Annotated in this window: 18 protein-coding genes and 2 pseudogenes; 14 read left to right on the plus strand and 6 right to left on the minus strand. The window is 67.7% G+C overall.

Annotated elements, in window-relative coordinates:
• Window positions 1-30: 30 nt before the first annotated feature.
• The 3 genes from ACFYPC_RS30915 (at window position 31) to ACFYPC_RS30925 (ending at window position 4,084) form a co-directional block, all read left to right on the plus strand.
• Entirely contained in the window at window positions 31-852 is an 822-nt protein-coding gene (locus ACFYPC_RS30915; RefSeq protein WP_391889295.1) for a class I SAM-dependent methyltransferase, read from the plus strand.
• Window positions 853-1,209: 357 nt separating this feature from the next.
• Window positions 1,210-2,337 (plus strand): NlpC/P60 family protein, encoded by a 1,128-nt coding sequence (locus tag ACFYPC_RS30920; RefSeq protein ID WP_391889298.1) that lies wholly within the window; start codon window positions 1,210-1,212, stop codon window positions 2,335-2,337.
• 412 nt (window positions 2,338-2,749) lie between these two features.
• On the plus strand, window positions 2,750-4,084 hold the full coding sequence (locus ACFYPC_RS30925; RefSeq protein ID WP_391889300.1) for a PP2C family protein-serine/threonine phosphatase: 1,335 nt from the start codon (window positions 2,750-2,752) through the stop codon (window positions 4,082-4,084).
• 145 nt (window positions 4,085-4,229) lie between these two features.
• On the opposite strand, the gene ACFYPC_RS30930 is transcribed toward ACFYPC_RS30925, so the two are convergent.
• The 3 genes from ACFYPC_RS30930 to ACFYPC_RS30940 form a co-directional block, all read right to left on the minus strand.
• The gene (locus ACFYPC_RS30930; RefSeq protein ID WP_391889460.1) at window positions 4,230-4,541 is read right to left on the minus strand and encodes a DUF2516 family protein; all 312 of its coding nucleotides are present in this window, start codon (window positions 4,539-4,541) and stop codon (window positions 4,230-4,232) included.
• Between the two features lie 194 nt (window positions 4,542-4,735).
• Complete coding sequence (locus ACFYPC_RS30935; RefSeq protein WP_391889303.1) at window positions 4,736-5,353, minus strand: hypothetical protein; 618 nt, start codon at window positions 5,351-5,353, stop codon at window positions 4,736-4,738.
• 154 nt (window positions 5,354-5,507) lie between these two features.
• Entirely contained in the window at window positions 5,508-6,074 is a 567-nt protein-coding gene (locus tag ACFYPC_RS30940) for a helix-turn-helix domain-containing protein (RefSeq protein ID WP_391889305.1), read from the minus strand.
• Window positions 6,075-6,900: 826 nt separating this feature from the next.
• Between ACFYPC_RS30940 and ACFYPC_RS30945 the strand changes: the two genes are divergently transcribed.
• Window positions 6,901-7,524, plus strand: coding sequence for a histidine phosphatase family protein (locus ACFYPC_RS30945; protein ID WP_391889308.1), 624 nt, complete (start codon window positions 6,901-6,903; stop codon window positions 7,522-7,524).
• Window positions 7,525-7,614: 90 nt separating this feature from the next.
• On the opposite strand, the gene ACFYPC_RS30950 is transcribed toward ACFYPC_RS30945, so the two are convergent.
• Window positions 7,615-8,118 (minus strand): hypothetical protein, encoded by a 504-nt coding sequence (locus tag ACFYPC_RS30950; protein WP_391889311.1) that lies wholly within the window; start codon window positions 8,116-8,118, stop codon window positions 7,615-7,617.
• Between the two features lie 337 nt (window positions 8,119-8,455).
• Between ACFYPC_RS30950 and ACFYPC_RS30955 the strand changes: the two genes are divergently transcribed.
• From ACFYPC_RS30955 to ACFYPC_RS30970, 4 genes and pseudogenes are all read left to right on the plus strand, one after another.
• Window positions 8,456-9,547 carry a protein phosphatase 2C domain-containing protein gene (locus ACFYPC_RS30955; RefSeq protein WP_391889313.1) on the plus strand — a complete coding sequence of 364 codons (1,092 nt, stop codon included), beginning with the start codon at window positions 8,456-8,458 and terminating at the stop codon, window positions 9,545-9,547.
• 253 nt (window positions 9,548-9,800) lie between these two features.
• Window positions 9,801-10,007: pseudogene (locus ACFYPC_RS30960) on the plus strand (DUF2199 domain-containing protein); the annotation flags it as partial.
• A gap of 33 nt (window positions 10,008-10,040) precedes the next feature.
• Window positions 10,041-10,496: a DUF6228 family protein gene (locus ACFYPC_RS30965; protein ID WP_391889316.1), complete on the plus strand. Its 456-nt coding sequence runs from the start codon at window positions 10,041-10,043 to the stop codon at window positions 10,494-10,496.
• Window positions 10,493-10,966 carry a hypothetical protein gene (locus tag ACFYPC_RS30970; protein ID WP_391889319.1) on the plus strand — a complete coding sequence of 158 codons (474 nt, stop codon included), beginning with the start codon at window positions 10,493-10,495 and terminating at the stop codon, window positions 10,964-10,966. The genes ACFYPC_RS30965 and ACFYPC_RS30970 overlap by 4 nt, the downstream gene beginning before the upstream one ends.
• Before the next feature lie 71 nt (window positions 10,967-11,037).
• Here the strand turns inward: ACFYPC_RS30970 and ACFYPC_RS30975 are convergent, their stop codons facing one another.
• Complete coding sequence (locus ACFYPC_RS30975) at window positions 11,038-11,427, minus strand: VOC family protein (protein ID WP_391889322.1); 390 nt, start codon at window positions 11,425-11,427, stop codon at window positions 11,038-11,040.
• A 215-nt stretch (window positions 11,428-11,642) separates the two neighbouring features.
• Between ACFYPC_RS30975 and ACFYPC_RS30980 the strand changes: the two genes are divergently transcribed.
• The 4 genes and pseudogenes from ACFYPC_RS30980 to ACFYPC_RS30995 form a co-directional block, all read left to right on the plus strand.
• Window positions 11,643-12,551: an aminoglycoside phosphotransferase family protein gene (locus ACFYPC_RS30980; RefSeq protein ID WP_391889324.1), complete on the plus strand. Its 909-nt coding sequence runs from the start codon at window positions 11,643-11,645 to the stop codon at window positions 12,549-12,551.
• 156 nt (window positions 12,552-12,707) lie between these two features.
• A complete protein-coding gene (locus ACFYPC_RS30985; protein WP_391889461.1) occupies window positions 12,708-13,193 on the plus strand; it encodes an NUDIX domain-containing protein in 486 nt (161 codons plus the stop codon).
• A gap of 447 nt (window positions 13,194-13,640) precedes the next feature.
• Window positions 13,641-15,044 (plus strand): lamin tail domain-containing protein, encoded by a 1,404-nt coding sequence (locus ACFYPC_RS30990; RefSeq protein WP_391889327.1) that lies wholly within the window; start codon window positions 13,641-13,643, stop codon window positions 15,042-15,044.
• Between the two features lie 344 nt (window positions 15,045-15,388).
• Window positions 15,389-15,691, plus strand: a pseudogene (locus ACFYPC_RS30995) (N-acyl homoserine lactonase family protein); the annotation flags it as partial.
• A gap of 5 nt (window positions 15,692-15,696) precedes the next feature.
• On the opposite strand, the gene ACFYPC_RS31000 reads toward ACFYPC_RS30995, so the two are convergent.
• The gene (locus tag ACFYPC_RS31000; protein WP_391889329.1) at window positions 15,697-16,500 is read right to left on the minus strand and encodes a hypothetical protein; all 804 of its coding nucleotides are present in this window, start codon (window positions 16,498-16,500) and stop codon (window positions 15,697-15,699) included.
• A 108-nt stretch (window positions 16,501-16,608) separates the two neighbouring features.
• Here ACFYPC_RS31000 and ACFYPC_RS31005 point away from each other — a divergent pair, with 108 nt between their 5' ends.
• Both ACFYPC_RS31005 and ACFYPC_RS31010 read left to right on the plus strand, forming a co-directional pair.
• Window positions 16,609-17,205: a nucleotidyltransferase family protein gene (locus ACFYPC_RS31005; RefSeq protein WP_391889331.1), complete on the plus strand. Its 597-nt coding sequence runs from the start codon at window positions 16,609-16,611 to the stop codon at window positions 17,203-17,205.
• A 503-nt stretch (window positions 17,206-17,708) separates the two neighbouring features.
• A complete protein-coding gene (locus tag ACFYPC_RS31010; protein WP_391889333.1) occupies window positions 17,709-18,572 on the plus strand; it encodes a nitroreductase/quinone reductase family protein in 864 nt (287 codons plus the stop codon).

Genomic DNA, 18,572 nt, shown 5'->3' on the forward strand with positions numbered 1-18,572 from the left:
CCTCCCACGTACCCGCATACCCTCGTACGCATGACAGCCCGCGCAGCGTCCCGCCCCGTGGGAACGGTGACGCGCGGGACCACGAACCCCAACCGCCTGCGCCGCATGGACCGCTGGATCGCGGCGACGCACGGAGCGGAACTGCGCCGCGCCACCGACCCCGTCGCGGTCGACCTCGGCTACGGCGCGGCGCCCTGGACCGCGGTCGAACTGCTCCAGCGCCTGCGCACGGCGGCCCCACGCACGCATGTGGTGGGCGTAGAGATCGAACCGGCCAGAGTCGAGGCCGCGCGCCCGTACGAGCGCGAGGGTCTCGTCTTCCGGCACGGCGGCTTCGAGGTCCCGGTGCAGGGCCACCCCCTGCTCATCCGCGCGGCGAACGTACTGCGCCAGTACGACGAGGAGCAGGTCACCGCCGTCTGGGAGCGCCTGTGCGCCCGCCTCGCACCGGCGGACCCGTCGACGGGGTCGCGGGGCGGCCTGCTGGTCGAGGGCACCTGCGACGAGATCGGCCGCCGGCACGTCTGGGTGGCCCTCGGTCCGGAGGGGCCCCGCACTGTCACCTTCGCGACCCGCCTGGGTTCCCTGGACCGCCCGTCCGACCTCGCCGAGCGCCTCCCGAAAGCCCTCATCCACCGCAACATCCCGGGTGAGCCCGTACACGCCTTCCTGCGCGACTTCGACCGCGCCTGGGCCGCCGCCGCGCCCTACGCCTCGTACGGCGCCCGGCAGCGCTGGATCCGGACGGTCCGCGATCTGACAGCCGACTGGCCGGTGACGGACGACATATCCCGCCACCGGCAGGGCGAAATGACGCTGCGCTGGGAGGCGTTGGCTCCGCGGGAGAAGTGAGTCTGGGGGGCTGGGAGGCGTTGGCTCCACGGGGAAGTGAGGTTGTGCCGGGCGGCGTTGGGGCTGGGCCGGGCGGCGTTGGGGCTGTGCCGGGCGGCGTTGGGGCTGTGCCGGGCGGCGTTGGGGCTGTGCCGGGCGGCGTTGGGGCTGTGCCGGGCGGCGTTGGCTCCACGGGGGACCTTGACCCGCGGGGAACGTCGGGCGGGAGTCGTTCGTCACACATGCGGGGAGATCGTCCTGCGGGGGTGGAGAGGGGGAAAGGAGTTCTTGCCTCCTCTGTCGTGTTGCGCGCCGACATGGCACGATCCCCCAGGCGTCCAGAAATCACTGACGGTCAATCAGTTCGGGGGCGGAGAAATGGGATCCGGCAAGCGGAGCCTGACCACGACGGCGATGGCCCTGGCCTGCGCATGCGCCTGTGCCTGCGCGGTGCTGGCGGCACCCGGCCTGGCGTACGCGAACCCGGCCCCGACACCCACGCCCACCTCCGCCCCGACCACGGATCCGGATCTGACGCTGCCCCCCGGCGCGACGCCGCCATCCGTGAGCAACGAAGAGCTTGAAGCCGTACGCACGAAGCTGAACGCCCTTTACCACTCGGCGGCGGTGGCCACCGACGCGTACAACGCGGCGGAGGAGCAGACCCTGCAGCAGTCCGCCGAGATCGTCGGCCTCGCCCGCGAAATCGTCAGGGGCCAGCAGAAACTGGACGACTTGAGAGACCTCGCGGGCGCCGCCGCCCGCGAGCAGTACCGGAGCGGCGGGTTGCCGCCCGAGGCCCGGCTGTGGCTGAGCGATGACCCGCAGGAGTTCCTGGACGGCGCGGGCCGCGTACGCCAGGGCGAGCACGCGGTCGAGGGACTGCTCGCCGAGTTGACGCGCACCCAGCAGGACTTGGAGCAGTACGCGAAGGACGCCTCCACGCAGTGGACGAAGCTGGAGTCCAACCGCAAGGCGAAGGCGGAGGCCAAGAAGAAGGTCACGCAGCAGATCGCCGCCGCGGAGAAGCTGGAGTCCCAGCTCGAGAAGGACGAGAAGGAGCGGCTGGCGAAGCTGGAGGAGGAGGCCGCGTACCAGGCACAGACGGCCTGGCTGAACTCCGGCCTCGTCCCGGCGAGCGACGGCACGGCGTCCGAGCAGGGCGAGGAGGCAGTGGCGTACGCGACCGCACAGACGGGCAAGCCGTACGAGTGGGGCGCCGAGGGCCCCAAGTCGTACGACTGCTCAGGACTGACGTCGCAGGCCTGGGCGTCCGCCGGGGACGGGATTCCGCGTACCTCACAGGAGCAGTGGAAGCAGCTCACCCACGTCGACGTCAAGGACATGCGCCCCGGTGACCTGATCATCTACTTCGCCGACGCCAGCCATGTCGCGATGTACATAGGCGACGGCGCCATGGTGCACGCACCCCGGCCCGGGCGGACTGTGACGGTCGCGGGGGCGGGTTCGATGCCGATTCTGGGGGTCGTACGGCCGGACGCGTGAGGCGTACGGGGCGGTGCGGGGCGGGAGCGTCCCGGCGGCCCGTCGCAACCGGACGGGCGGTACATGACCGGCGGGCCGAGTGGGCCTGCCCTCACGTGATCGGGCGTCGCGGCTCCCGGCGACACAGGTCGAGGCGACTTGCCCGAATTGCCCTGCCCGGCGTGACCTGCCCCACGTGACACAGCGCACGGTTGCCCTCACCTAGCAACCGTGAGGACGTGACCTTCGTCATCCCTCGCGGAGCCCCGTCGTGTCCAAGTGCGTTACAGGATGCGGCATATGACGGTGGCTGTTTGCCGGACCCCGCGCGGCACACCATTCCGTTTCGGCACCCGCTGACGCTATGGTCCCGGTCGGTGGTGCGAGCACTTCGCCGCGCCACGCCCTCGGGGGGAGGGAAGGAACCCAGACGATGCCCGTACCCGTACCGCGGCAGAGAGCCATTCCGGCCGCGGAGAGTGGTCCGGCTCCGGACGCGTTCTCACCCGGCGGCCCACCCGGAATCGAACCCGGCGGCCCGGCCGGGTCGGGACCGGCGACCGGCGCCACGGCCCCTGCCGACAGCGCCACCACGGCCCACCTGACCCTGCTGGTCATCGAGAACGACCCGGCAGGCTCACTCAGCGTGCCCGAAATGCTCGACGCCACGGGCAAGCCGATCCGGATCCGCAGCGCCCGCAACCTCACCGAGGCCGAGCGGCTGCTCACCGACGACGTCCACTGCATCCTCCTCGACCTCGCGCTGCCGCCCGCGGGCCGGGCAGCCGAGCCCGACGACGAGCTGGCGACGCTCAAGCACGTCCTGCGGCTCGCGCCCCGGCACGCCGTCCTCGCGCTCACCGCGTCCGGTGACGCCGAGCGCGGGGCGGAGGCGGTGCGCGTCGGCGCCCAGGACTACCTGTTCCGCGACGAGCTGGACGCCCGCCTGCTGAGCCGCGCGATCCGGTACGCGGTGGAGCGCAAGCGCTCCGACAAGGCCGAGCGACGCCTCACCGAGTCCCGGCTGCGTGCGCAGGAGAACGCCCGTCTGGAGCGAGGGCTGCTGCCCACACCACTCCTGGAAGGCTCCCCGCTCCGCTTCGCCGCGCGCTACCGCCCCGGCCGCTCCCGGGCCCTGCTCGGCGGCGACTTCTACGACACCGTCCGTACGCCCGACGGCACCGTGCACGCGATGATCGGCGACGTCTGCGGGCACGGACCGGACGAGGCGGCGCTCGGCGTGGAGCTGCGCATCGCCTGGCGCGCGCTCACGCTCGCCGGACTGTGCGGTGACCAGCTGCTCTCCACTCTCCAGCAGGTCCTGGAGCACGAGCGCGACAGCGAAGAGATCTTCGCGACGCTCTGCACGGTGGACATCTCGCCGGACGGCCACCGCGCCGGGCTCTGCCTGGCCGGCCACCCGTCCCCGCTGATCGCCCGCCCGGGCCGGCCCGCCCAACTGCTGCCGTACGAGAACAGCGGCCCGGCGCTCGGCCTGCTGCCCGGCGCACGCTGGCCGCGCCAGCAGGTGGAGCTCGGCGGCGCCTGGAGCCTGATGCTCTACACCGACGGCCTGATCGAGGGCCACATAGGCGCGGGCAAGGAGCGGCTCGGCCAGGACGGCATGGTGGACATGGTCCGCCGCCAGCTCGCCCAAGGACTCCAGGGCGAGGAACTCCTGCGCGCGGCGGTGAACGAGGTGCGCGAACTCAACGGCGGGGAGCTGACGGACGACGTGGCGGTGCTGCTGCTGGACCGCACGCCGTAGCCGCCATGGCCGTCCCGTCGTAGCCGCCGTGGCGCCATCCCGTCGTAGCCGCCGTGGCCGGCGTCCCGTCGTAGCCACCGTGGCCGGCGTACAGGGGGCTGGTCCTGTAGTAGGCGTCAGGGGTGCAGCAGGTGGTTGGTGGTGCCTACCGGCCGCCGTTGTAGGGACCGTACGGGCCGTCGCTGCTGCTTCCGCCGCGGCGGCCACCGCCACCACCGGAGACCTGGCGAATCGCGGGCCGTACGTCCACGAAGAAGACGATCGTGGCGACCAGGCCCGCGATCTGCAGGAAAATGATCGGTACCAGCAGGTTCACGGCCACCGTGACGCCCAGGATGATCAGCCAGAACATCTTGTTCTGCTTGTCGGCCGCGCGGTACGCGTCGTCGCGGGCCAGTCCGGCCATCACGAGTGCCACCACGGCGAGCACCAGGATGGCAAGGAAGATCACCGACATGAAGCCGCTGAATGCCGTCAACAGCACAATGCCCACCGCCCGATTCGAGTCGTCTCTACGCCACCGTACCCGCAGAACGGGCCGGGAACTCTGAGAGTGCCCGGCCCGTTGTCGTCGGCTTGATACGGCCGCTTGCTGCCGCTGCCCACTGCCGCCTGCTCGGCGGGGTTCCGCTTACTTCGCGCGGGCTCCGCTTACTTCGCGGGCGGGGTGGTCTTCTTCGCAGTGGTCGTCTTCTTGGCGGCGGGGGCCTTCTTCGCCGCGGTCTTCTTGGCCGGGACGGGCTCGGTCACGACAGCGGCAGGCTTCGGCGCGGCCGGAACCGGCTTCGGCGCGACCTTGACCTCGCCCGGCTCGGCGTTCGGCTCGACGGCGATGGCCAGCTCCTCGATCTCCTCGGCGGCCTCGCCACGCCAGGTCTTCACGACCTGCTCGCCCTGCTCGGCGACCTTCTCGTACGTCTCCCGGGCCTTCACTGCGTACTCGGCGGCGACGCCGATGCTGCGCAGGGCGAGGTCCTGAGCGGACTCACCGATCTTCTTCAGGTCGGTGTCGAGGGTGCTGACGAAGTCCGTCACCTTGGCCTGGATCGTCTCCTGCGCCTCCTTGGCGCGGGAGGCGGCCTTCTCCTGGGCGGCGTTCGGGTCGAAGCTACGGACCGTCTCGATCCGCGCCGGGGCCTCCGTACGGATCTGCTCCACGATGCCGGGGACCTTCTTGGCCTGCTGAACAGCCAGGTCGGCGGTGCCGGCGAGGAAGTAGAGCGGGGTCGGGTCCGTGGCGGCCTTGCGGATGTCGTCGGTGATGGCCATGCGATGGTCCTCCCGGATTCGCGTTCAGCTGAGGGTTTGGTTGGTCCGCAGCGAGACCGGCCTGCCGGCGGTCCTGTGTGCGGTGTTCGTATCGCTGATCATGTTGCTGATCATGTTGCTCATCGTGTTGCTGTTGTGCTGCTGGTCGTGCTCGTCAACTGGCGGTCTGCTGCGGATCGGCATCACTGCCGTCAGTCGTACGGGAGCCACGGACGCCGGTGTCCGCTGCGCGCCGCGGATGCTCGGCATCCGATATATCCAGATCACTGTCCAGATCACTGTCCTGCTCGATGTGCACGTCGATGTGCTCCACGTCAGCGTGCCGCACATCGGTGCCAACACCTTGATCGCTCTCGTCCACCTGGGTGATCTCGAACCCGTTCTCCCTGCGGAAGGACTCGTAGATCTGGAGCAGCACCTGCTTCTGCCGCTCGTTCAGCGTGGGATCGGCGAGGAGGACTGCACGCGTCTCCACCTCGTCCCGGTCCCGCTCGGCGTCGAGGATGCCGGCCCGCACATACAGCGTCTCGGCGGAGATCCGCAGCGCCTTGGCGACCTGCTGCAACACCTCCGCGCTCGGCTTGCGCAGCCCGCGCTCGATCTGGCTCAGATACGGATTGGACACCCCGGCGGCATCGGCGAGCTGCCGCAACGACAACTGCGCGTTGCGCCGCTGCTCACGCAGATACTCACCAAGACTGCCGACGTTGAGCGATGCCATGCCTCCACCCTGCCCCACCCTTGCTAGCAATTGCAAGCAGGCGCTTGCAAAAGTGCGCCACGCCACGTCGAGAGGCGCCGGGGTGTCCTGTCTCTGCTTGAACAGTCCGGTCTGTTCACCGTGTCCTGTCTCTGTGATGTCCGGGCAGTCTCGGAGATCTCCGGGCATGTGAGTGGGCGTCTCGGTCATGTCCGGGCAAGTTGAGGGGTGTCTCAGTCTTCTCCGGGTACGACGGGCCCGGCGGTTCTACGGTCGTAGCGTCTGGTCGGCGTCGTACCGGAGGCCGGGATGGCAGGACACGCGCAGGTTCCGGAGTCCGCAGTGGACTTCGAGGTCGAGTAGTCCGACGCGGATACCGCCCCAGCGACCGGCGTCGACGGCTCGACATCCTGGGCACCAGCCACCCCGAAGTCTGGGACCCCCGCCGCTACATCGCCGTCTATCCCGAGGTCGTCGCAGCCACCGCCCTCTACGCCTCGCCCCGCTGGAGGAACCTCGCACTCTCTGGAGGCAGCGAATACTTCCAGTTCAGGACCGAGTTCATCCGACGGCTGCCACAGGAACAGGTCCTCCGCAAAAGCAGCAAGCCGTGGTTCCTCAAGGAACTGGGCGAGACCGCGCAACGCATCGAAACAGCCATCACGGCACATGCCCGGGACGGGAATGCCCGGAGTGAACCAAGGACAGTCATCCGACCATCCACTGCTCCAGACACCCCAGGCCAGCAGACCTGCACTACCCGGGACAGCCGCGAGAGAACCAGACACATGAGATCAGCGTCCATCCCTGACGAACAAGATCACGGATAGTGACGGAGACCCGGGACATGACAGGCGCAGCCACTCGATACCTCTACCTCGCCCGGCACGGTGAAGCGTCAGCAGACGAGACGACCCTGACGGAAAGCGGCCGGCGCCAAGCCGTTCTGCTCGGTGAACGGCTCCAGAGCACCCCACTTTCGGCGATATACCACGGGCCGCTCCCTCGGGCGCAGCAGACGGCCCAGCTGATCAGCGCACAACTTGACGCCGTCCCACTGCACCAATCGGAACTGGCCGGCGACTACGTCCCCTACCTGCCTACGAAGGAGGAGTTGCCGCCGGATTCGGCCGAAGCCATGCTCAGCTTCCTCGCTCAGGTTCCGGAAGAGGAGCGCAACCGTGGTCCAGCGCTGGCCCGGGAAGCGCTCGCAGAATTCACAGGCTCGGTCGACGGCGAACGCCCCCGCCATGAACTGGTCGTCACACACAACTTCCTCATCGGATGGCTGATCCGAGCTGCCCTCGACGCACCCGAGTGGCGCTGGATGGGCCTCAACCACGGCAACGCAGCTCTGACGGCCATCCGATACGCACCCGGCAGGCCGTCCTCCGTGCTCTTCTACAACGACATGCGACACCTGCCCGCAGAACTGCGCTGGACCGGCTTCCCGCCCGAACTCCACATCTGACCAAGAAGGCCGTTTGCCCGGACTCGAGTGAGACGACCTTGCGAAAACCCGTCTCACTCAAGTCCGGGCATCGCAGGTCAGGGGACCGCCTCACCCGGACTTATCTGAGACCGGACATGTCCTGTCTCTGCTTGAACAGTCCGGTCTGTTCACCGGCATCCGCGGCAAGCAGCTCGCTGACCGCTGCATCCTCGTCCGCACCGGGCCCTTCCTCCTCAACACCGAGTGGCGGTCCCTGATCTCCTCCATGGAGAACGCCCTCCGCCTCCAACGGTACGAGCCGACCACCTTGGTGACGATGGCGAAGAACCTCAGCGCACCGGCAGCATGATCGGAAGTCTTGATCGGAAGTCTCTCCCGCTTCCGCCGTTTCCCGGCGAGTGCGAATCGTCCTACTGGACCCGGCTGGCCCAAGCCAACCATGTTCCTCTGGCCCCGGCCGCGAGCCCCGTCGCGCTGGCTGGAATCCCGCCTGACCAGCGTCGATGCCCTATCCCGATCGTCACGGGCATCTGCCTGGACGCCACCGGCAAGCTCTGGAGCGGTCTGGCCCACCGCCACTACCGGCTCAACCGCCGGGTCGAACTCCTCCACGACCTGATCCGAGTCCAGCCCGTTGCAGACACCCCTGCGGGCGTTGCAGACGCCTCTGCGGGGCACCAGCCGCACGTGGCTCAGCACCACCATCGAGGCCACAGCCAGGCAGATCGAAGGCCTCCTGGACCCCTTCAAGAGGCGCAACCGCGTCCACGGCCCGGTGAGGCATCGATGCCCACCGACGGTCGGCGTCCTTGACTGATCACTCAGCCGACGAGCGAGTGGGAGACCATCTGACCGAGCCGGCGCAGGACTCTGGTTGACCTTCACCTTGGGGGAGGCCACAGCATCGGTGAGGCCGGGCGACATGCTCGGCATGAGGAGGAGAGCGGGCATGGGGTCGGACATAGGGTTGCTGACTATCGGGACGTTCGCGAAGGCATCCCGGCTGTCACCGAAGGCGCTGCGTCTCTACGACGAGCTCGGTCTGCTGACTCCCGCTCGCGTCGACCCGGTGACCGGCTACCGTCTCTACGCCCCGGAACAGCTGGAGCAAGCCCGGCTGGTCGCCTGGCTCCGGCGCCTCGGGATGCCCCTGGCCCGCATCCAGCACGTCTGCACGCTGGAGGCAGGCCCGGCGGCCCGGGAGGTCCGCGCGTTCTGGGCCCAGGTCGAGGCCGACACCGCCGCGCGGCGAGACCTCGCTTCCTTCCTCACCGGCCATCTGTCCTGGAAGGACCCCGCTATGTCTCCGACCGCTAAGCCCCTGGGAATCCGTTACGCCGCTCTTTCCGACACTGGCCTTGTCCGTGAGAGCAACCAGGACACCGCCTACGCAGGGTCCCGCCTGCTCGCAGTCGCCGACGGCTTCGGCAGCGGAGGAGCCCCCGCAAGTGCCGCCGCCGTCGACGCGCTCAAGCGCCTCAAAACCGACAGCATCCCGGCAGGCGATCTCCTCCACCTCCTCGAGGACGCCATCGAACAGGTTAAACAGGCCGTCAACGGCGTCGCCGGACCCGCCTCATCGCCCGAAGAGGCGGGCACCACTCTCACCGCGATGCTCTGGACCGGCTCACAGCTGGCCCTCGTCCACATCGGCGACTCCCGCGTCTACCTCCTGCGCGACGGAGAGCTGTTCCAGATCACCCACGATCACACCGTGGTGCAGTCGATGGTCGACGAAGGAAGCCTCACCCCGGAGGAAGCCGCCTCCCACCCCCAGCGGTCCCTGTTGCTACGAGCCCTGGGCCAAGGAGCCGATGGCACCCCCGACATGCGTCTGCACGACGCCCAGCGGGAAGACCGCTACCTGCTCTGCTCCGACGGCCTGTCGACCGTCGTGCCGAGCGAAGAGATCCACCGGGTGCTCTCGGAGATCAGTGAACCCGAGCGGGCGGTCCGCGAACTCATCGCCCTCGCCAACGGCTCCGGCGGCCCCGACAACGTCAGCTGCGTGGTCGCCGACGTCATGGAGCTCCAGCAGTAGGAACGAGCGGCATGCACTTCGAGTTGCACCAGATCCGCTCTCATGAACTCATCCGCGAGGCGGACGAGTACCGACTCGCCCAACAAGTCAGGAAGGCCAAATCGGCTCCCCGATCCATGCCGGCCGACACATGGCGACCGACTCCACGACGCCTGCTGGCTTGGCTCCGCGGGTGAACCATCACGCTCCCTACGGTTGAGCGGGACACCGACCGCCAACCAGTCCCGCTCAGCCGTAGGCACCGCAGGTCAGGCTGTCCACCGACCTCTTCCTCTACTCGCCCAGCACCATCAACTTGAAGACGCACGTCCACACCCGCCCCATCGGACAGCGTCCCTTCATCGAGCTGGAGCCGACCGACCACCCTCTCGCGGTCGAACAGCGGACCGGCATCACTATGGAGCGCGTCCGTGAAATCGCCGAAGCCGTCCTTCACCCCACTGCCAGTGAATTTAAGTGACGTCGAACGTGCTGCTGACCTAGCGTTCCGCCCATGACCACCCCAGACGTCGGCACTGACGATAAGGCCGGCGTGACGATCCGCTGCCAGGACAACTCGTCTGTCGGTGTGAGGTTCTGCGATCGGTTCAGCTTCGACGAAGACTCTCTGCACTACGCCGTCGAACTACAGGCTCCAGGCTTGGCCGCCCGAGTCAATGAGGTCGTCGCCTGGACCTGGGACAGCGATTTAGTCCCGTTCCTGGAAGAACTCGCCGCCGACTACCGGGGATGGGACGGCGAACGGAGCTGGCAGACCAACGACCGTGACCTCGCAGTGTCAGCCGTCTTCCGGTCCGGCGGCCACGTCGGACTGACCTGGACCTTGCAGCCATGGCCGAGGGCCGCCGGCGGCTGGCGTACCTCGGTGACCACCTGGCTGGAGGCCGGTGAGCAGATGGCTTCCCTGACAGCCGATGTCCGGCACTTCCTCGCCGGGGAGCCGCGGTGACAGCCGGCATACGAATCACCTGGACGCTGGGAGCACATGGGTGGGCCGACTGCGTCATTGAGGACGACCAGGCGAAAGCGGAACTGACCGCGTCCTACATCAGTAGCGCGCCTGAAGAGTTCCTGACGGCAGTGGCCCGGCTCGTCGCGGGAGAGACGGAAGCCCGCGCCCAGTTTGAAGCCGAGCCGACCGCCTACCGGTGGATCTTCTACCGCGAAGCTGTAGATGTCTGGATCCGCTTGCTGGAACTACGTCGCGGCAGCGACCACGACAATAGGGGCACCGAGATCTGGTCGTTCCAACTCCCCATCGATGCACTCGCTCGGACTGTGGTCCGCTGCTTCGACGAGGTGTCTCGGACCTACGGCGAGAGCGCCTACCGAGGCAAATGGGGTGAGCATTTCCCTCGAACCGAACTCGAAGCCCTGAGACGCCTCAGGCACGCTCACCGCCACGACTATGGCCCATAGCCGCAGGCGCCAACTGCTCAGTCCTGTGACACCGAAGTTGAGTGGCTGAGCGCATACAAGCCCACAGTCGGTCAGCTGAGGTAGTTCGCGCGTCCCTCGTCGTCGAGCTCGAAGGCGCCTTCAGGGATGATGCAGAACTCATTGCCCTCAGGGTCCGCCATCACCAGGAACCCCCCGTCGTCGTACTGCTCCAGTCTGCGCCCGCCGAGCGTCTCCACCCGCTGCTGCTCGGCTACGGGGTTGGGCGAGGTGACGTCGAAGTGCACGCGGTTCTTGCCCGACTTGGATTCCTTGGTCTGCTGGAAGCCCAGCCCGACGCCGTTCTCTCGCCGAAGCCATACGTACGGCCCCATACGGCCCACGACCGGCCTGCCGAGCAACTCGGACCAGAACACGGCGAGCCGCTCGGGGTCGGTGGCATCGACGATGAGGGCATTGACCTGCATAGGGGAGTCCGCCATGCCCCCGATCCTCTCAGGCTGCCAAGGCCGCCGCTCAGCAGCGAGGCCAAGACCAGGAGAAATCAAACTCAATGACACGAGCTGCCCGGAAATAAATCCTCAGTGGCATCCGCTGAAGGCCCCATGGTGCAGGACAGACGACTAGTCACGACTGTCGACGACGGCTGACGAAAAGTCACTGGCTTCCCGTTCCATCCAGCGATGAGACTTCCGACGTGACGCTTCACGAGAATGAGATCCCAGTCGACGAGACGCTGGTCCGATCACTGCTGAAAGCACAGCGCCCAGAGTGGGCTGGGCTACCGTTGTCGCCCGCAGGCGCGGGCACGGACAACACCATGTATCGACTGGGCGATGACCTGCTCGTGCGCCTTCCACGAACTGCCGACAATGGACATTCCTTGCGGAAGGAACAGGAATGGCTTCCTCGCCTGGCGCCCCTCCTTGCATGTCCGATTCCCGAGTCCGTCCACGCCGGGACACCCACCGACGCCTTCCCACTGGTCTGGTCGGTCTACCGCTGGATTGACGGTGACGAGACGGGCCCGGACACCGTCCAGGACTGGCCCGCTTTCGGAACCGACCTGGCGGCGGTCGTGAGGGAGCTCCACCGCGTCGACCTCATGGGAGCGACTCGCGCGGACGACCTCAGCTGGTACCGCGGAGGCAGCCTGGGACCATGCGACCAATGGATCAGTAGATGTCTCGATGACTGCCGAACCACCGTGGGTTCTGAACTCGACGTTGACACTCTGGAACAACTGTGGGGAGCCGCGCTCGCACTGCCCGAGCCCTCCGGACCTCACGTGTGGCTCCACGGCGACCTCAAGCCGACCAACCTCTTGGTCCGCGAAGGCAGACTTCACGCAGTCATCGACTTCGGAGGACTCTCGGTCGGCTTTCCCGACGCCGAGCACTCGACGGTCTGGGACCTGCCTCCAGAAGCACGGCAGGCCTATTGGGACACCTTGAACCTCCACGATGTGACCTGGACCCGCGCCCGCGCCTGGGCCATCGCCGTGGGCATCAGTGGAATCTCCTACTACTGGCACACCTTCCCCGCCTTCGTCGCCGAATGCCAGGCACGCCTTCAGACAATCCTCACTGACGCCGCTGCGCGCTGAGTGGCTCCCGGGCCAGAAAGAGGGCAGTAGGACAGAGGTTCAGTGAAACGCTACCGGGCCTGCCCCCACGGGCCTCCGAAAGCGACGTTGTCGGTAGGCTCTGCCAGGGTGTGCGTCGTGGACGAACTGGTGGAGCGCGTCGACGATCAAGATCGCATGCTGGGGGTGACGGTCAGCCGCCGACAGGCCACCCGAGAGGGTTGGCTGCACCGGGTCGCCGTGACGGTGTGTCGTGATGAGCGTGGGCGGATCCTCGTTCACCGGCGGTCGGAGCAGCTGTCACGCTTCCCCGGGCTCCACGAGGTCGTGGTCGGTGGCGCCGTGGATGTCGGTGAGTCCTACGAACAGGCGGCCGCGCGGGAGCTGGCCGAAGAGCTGGGCATTCGTGTGCTGCCACGCTTGCTGTTCACATTCCTCAACCGCAGCGGTTTGAGCCCTCACTGGCTCGGCGTGCACGAAGCCGTGGTGCCGGACATGGTGGCCGCCGATCCTGATGAGGTCGCCTGGCACGGCTGGCTGACCGAGCCGGAGCTGCGGTCGGCCCTGCTGGAGTGGCGCTTCACCCCCGACAGCCACGATGCCTTCCGCCGGTATCTCGCGTTCCGGACCGCGCAGTCCGTGACGCGAGGTGCGCGACGCTAGCGCATGACGCATGACGCATGACGCATGACGCAAGGCGCAAGGCGCGAGGCGCGTGACGCAAGGCGCGTGACGCGAGGCGCGGCCCTTTGCCCGCGGCCACATCTCCTTCGCCCGAGGACCAAGAGCCCAACCGCTCCCCTCCACCTCACCAGTTCAAGCTCCATAGCCCGAACGGCCATTGCTGCGACGCCTCCAAGTCACCTCCACAGAGGGCGAGTTCCGGCTGCCCTGCATCCCGGATGTATTTGGGAGAGAGATGGCACTCCTGGCGTTGTAATGATCGTCTACGTGCCAGACCCTTCTGGGGGAGGACGTTCTCATCGACCTCCTGCAGGTAATCCCCCCATCGAAGGACTGGCTAGATTGCGTACGCATTGGCGTGGAAGAGCCGCACTCACCACTGCTGCCCTGTCCCTTCTCGCCCTCGGTCTCTCCAGTGCGCCAACCGTGGCGCAGGAGCAGTCGGCCGTGCGGATCAACGAGGTGGAGTCGAGTGGCGGCACACCAGGTGACTGGGTGGAGCTGGTCAACACCGGCTCCACCCCGGCCGATATCTCCAAGTGGATCGTGAAGGACAACGACAACTCCCACTCGTACCAGGTCCCCTCGGGTACCTCGCTGGCTGCGGGCGCGCACCTGGTGCTGGACGTCGAGACCTCGTTCGGTCTGGGCAGCGCCGACTCGGCCCGGCTGTTCCAGGCCGACGGCTCCACGCTGGTCGATTCCTACAGCTGGACCGCTCACGCCGCGACAACGTACGGCCGCTGCGCGGATGGTACGGGCGCGTTCACCACGACGACCGCGCCTACCCGGGGTGCGGCGAACGCCTGCGGCAGCAGCGACGGCGGAGGCGGTACGCCCTCGGTCACCCCGTGGCCGGGGGACGCCGCGGTCACCGTCGCCGACGGCTCGGACGTCTTCGGTGAGAACCTCAGCGGTCTTTCCTTCGAAGGCCCCGGCGTGCTCTGGGCGGTGGACAACGGCCCGAGCAAGCTCTACCGCCTGGTTCCCAACGGCGCGACGTGGCAACCCGACCCGGCCAACGGCTGGGCTTCGGGCAAATCGCTGCACTACGGCAGTGGCAGCGGCGACCCGGACACGGAAGGTGTGACCGCCACCCCTGACGGGATATTCGCTTCCACCGAGCGCGACAACAGCAACAGCGGCGTCAGCAAGCCGGGGATCGTCCGCTTCGACACCTCGTCCACGGCCGGCACCCTGAACGCGACCGCGGAGTGGAACCTCACCTCCGACCTGCCCGCCGTGGCGGCCAACAGTGGGCCCGAGGCCATCTCGTGGATCCCGGACACCTACCTCACCGCGCACGGCTTCAGCGACGAGCACACCGGCGCCGCCTACAACCCGGCCGCCTATCCCGGGCACGGCAGCGGTCTGTTCTTCGTCGGCCTTGAGGCCAACGGCACGGTCTACGCCTACGCGTTGGACCAGACCGGCGGTGGATACACCAGGGTCGCCACTTTCTCCAGCGGCTTCCCCGGAGTGATGGACCTCGAATTCGAGCCCGAAACCGGTCACTTGTGGGCCGTCTGCGACGACACCTGCGAGGGCCGTACCACGACCCTGGACATCGACGCGCAGGGCCGGTTCACCGCCACCGCCGTCCATGACCGCCCGGCCGGCATGCCCAACTACAACAACGAGGGTTTCGCCATCGCCCCCCAGGCGGCCTGCACCGACGGCCACAAGACGGTCGTGTGGTCCGACGACAGCAATGACGACGGCCACGCACTGCGCGCCGGCACCCTGCCCTGCACCACAGTCAGCGCCGCCACCTCAGCCACACGAACCACACAAACCACACAAACCACACAAACCACACAAACCAACTGATCCCACCGACAGATCGGGGTGGGCGGTCACGAAAGAACCGCCCACCCCGGTGCCCACGTACGGGCGGCCGGCCCAACGCACGGTGCAGTAGCGCACACGGGTGGCCCACGACGTACGCCCCTGATCACATGCCAAGTCCCGGCACCGGCACGTTAAGTGGCCTCCCACGTACGCGGTGACAAGCCGGCCGCCCGGGAATCTCACCCCCGGGCGCCCCGGTTCCCGACCTCCGAGATTCGCAGGAGGACCACTGCGATTTCTGCCGTCGGCAGACCGGGACGGGCTGTCACACCGCGACCTGCCAGGATGACCGCATGAGCAGGAACGTGGCGGTGCGTCGGCTGGAACTCACCGGTGAAACCGAGTTCTGGCCGGGAATCTGGATCATCCCGACGCCGGGGCACACCCAAGGGCATCAGTCTCTGGTCCTCCAGCGAGGCGACGGCACAGTAGTCCTCGCCGGCCAGGCACACGACTTCGCTTCCCATTTCACGTCCGACCAGCTGGCCCGTCACGCGGCTCTCCAGGGCGTGGAGCCACCACTTCCTCCCTATCAGCACTGGCTGGAGCGACTCGCCGACTTCGACCCACGCCGTGTGCTCTTCGCCCACGACTGCTCGGTCTGGGAACCCTCCTGGACCGCCTGACTGCGTCAATCACGGGGCCTGCGAGGCCGACTCTCCTCCCCGGTTCCCTGTCCGGGGCTCGGCTGCTCGCTCACCCCGGCCAGGAGTTCCGCGAACATGGGGCGGAGTCGGGACGTGAGTGCCGGATCGGTGTGTTCCAGTTCGTCCGTCACCACGGTGATGGTGGCGCTCAGTGCGCGGTGGAGTTCTGGTCGGGCGAGTGCGCGGACGAGGGTCGTCTCCAGCGGTGCGGTCAGATCATCGGGCAGCAGGTGGGCGCCCTTGGCGTAGGCAGCGGGGTGACCCAGCCGCAGGCAGGCCAGCGTGATCGCATGGTCGCGGATGGCACTGATCCAGTGCTCGGCCTGCCACCAGCGCCTGCGCCGGATGCAGATCCCGGCGTGGAGGGCGTGATGCCAGACGAGTCCGACCAGGGTGTTGCGGTCGGGATCCGTAAAGGGTTCGAGCGGTTGCGGCCGGCCGAAGATCGTCCGCCATTGCGGGCCCCGAGGGCCGAACTCCGTCTCGGGCGCGAAGGTCATGTCGAGCTCAAGCCACCCCGGCAGGAGGAAGACGCGGATGGTGCTTGCACCGACTGGCAGGTCCCAGTGGTGTTGCGCGCCGAGTTCGTCGTACAGCCATCTCGTCCATCGGTTCAGCGTTGCGTTCAGATCGCCGCGGACGGCGAGGACGATATCCGTGTCCGACCAGCGGTCGCCGACTCCGACGGCATGCGACCCGGTGAGCGCGGCACCGACAATCGTCTCGTCGGCTTCGGCCTTCGCCAGTAGCCGGTCCCGGATGCTGTCCCGCTCTTCGGCTGTGAACATCACGCAACTCCTCCCCTTCTTCCTTCGTGCTTGCGCATGGCAAGTCCGATCTTCCTGCCTGCAACCAACCGCCCGTGTGGCAGCGGCCGTTCGTGATAGGGAGTACGAATGCTTGGTCGACTGCCTCTCGTTGAACAGATCGATGGTCTGCGGTCCGTGCTCTGCCAGAACGAGGTGCTGACCGACGTGATGTCCGGAGCCGCGACCTTGGAGCTGCCCGACTGGTACGTGACGGCGGGCTGTCTGTTCCAGACGGTGTGGAACGTGGTCACCGACCGGCCCCCGACCAGCGGCATCAAGGACTACGACATCTTCTACTTCGACGGCACCGACCTCTCCTGGGAGGCGGAGGATGCCGCGATCAAGGCAGGGCAGGAGGTGTTCGCCGGTCTGCCGGCCGAGGTGGAGATCCGCAACGAGGCCCGCGTGCACCTCTGGTACGAGCAGAAGTTCGGCGTGCCCTGCCCGCCTCACGAGTCCACCGAGGCCGCGATCGACTCGTTCGCCGCGACGACGTGCTGTCTGGGTGTGCGGCTGGAGCCCGGTGGAGGGTGGCGCGTCTATGCGCCTCACGGTCTGTCCGACATGTTCAACCTCGTGGTCCGGCCCAACCCGGTGCTTGCCCCTCGGCAGGTTTACGAGGCCAAGGCCGCGCGCTGGAAGGTCGAGTGGCCTGACCTCACTGTGTTGCCGTGGCCGAGCTGACGTACGGATGCGGGTGGCCATAACGGCGGGAGAACCGGACGGATCCCGCCCCACTCCGCCCAACTCGAAATCGCCACGCGATACATCCGAAATCAGCCGGGAGTGGGGCGGGGAGGAAATTGGGTATTGCCTTCCCTCTCACACAGGCATTACGGTTACGCCTATGACTGCCGGGTCGGCCTTGTGCCGTGAACGAGTTGGGCACCCGGCCTCCGAGTGAGGCCGGGGCGGGGTAGAGCCCCGCCCGCCGTTACCTCGTACGACGTGCTCGTACGACATCTCCGTACGCGATCCTCGTACGACATCTCCGTACGCGATCCTCGTACGACATCTCCGTACGCGATCCTCGTACGACATCTCCGTGCGCGATCCCTATATCCCTCGGTGCGCACCCACGCCCGAAATTCCAGGCGCCCGCGCGAACCCGTGTCTTTGTGCATCCATTGCACCCATGCCCACACCCCACGGGATTTCCCCTGCCCAAAAACAAAAGAAAGCAGCGAATGCCCAACCCCTTCAATCAGCAAGTCATCGAAGAATTCCGGGCCAACCACGGACAGGTCGGCGGCTACTTCGAGGGAGCACGCCTGCTCCTCCTCACCACCACCGGCAGCCGCACCGGAACCCCGCACACGACCCCCGTCGGCTACTTGCCCGACGGCGGCGAGCGGGTCCTCGTGATCGCCTCGGCCGGTGGCGCCCCCGGGCACCCGGACTGGTTCCGGAACCTCGTGGCGAACCCCCGGGCGACCGTGGAGGACGGCCTGTTCACGTACGAAGCGGAGGCCGTCGTACTCGAACGCGCCGAACGTGACCGTGCCTTCGCCCGGGCTGTCGAGGCCGACCCGGGATGGGCCGAGTACCAGGCGAAGACGGACCGCGTCATCCCCGTCGTGGCCCTCCGCCCCATCCCGCAGGACGGCCCGCCGAACATGAACGCGGGCTCCATCGCCGAGCACCTGCAGGCTGCCCACGGTGCCTTCCGACGCGAACTTGCGCTGATAAGAGAGGAGTTCAAGGAATCGGGCACCGCCCTGGGTGCCCAGCTCCGCGTCAACTGCCTCACCCTCTGCCAGGGCCTGCACAACCACCACACCGGCGAGGGCCTCGGCCTCTTCCCGCTCCTCGCCGACCGCCATCCCGAACTCGCCCCGACCCTGGACCGCCTGGGCCAGGAGCACGAGCAGATCGCCGAACTGCTCGAACGGCTACGCGGGGTGCTGGCTGACGCCGAGCAGGCGGAACCCGGTCGCGTACTCGCCCAGGTGGAACACCTCACAGCCGCGCTCGAAGCCCATCTGACCTACGAGGAGGAGCAGTTGATCCCTCTCCTGACCCCTGTGGGAGACCCGGGCGGCCTCCGGTAG

This window comes from Streptomyces sp. NPDC005808, from assembly GCF_042871385.1.
Taxonomy (GTDB): Bacteria; Actinomycetota; Actinomycetes; order Streptomycetales; family Streptomycetaceae; genus Streptomyces.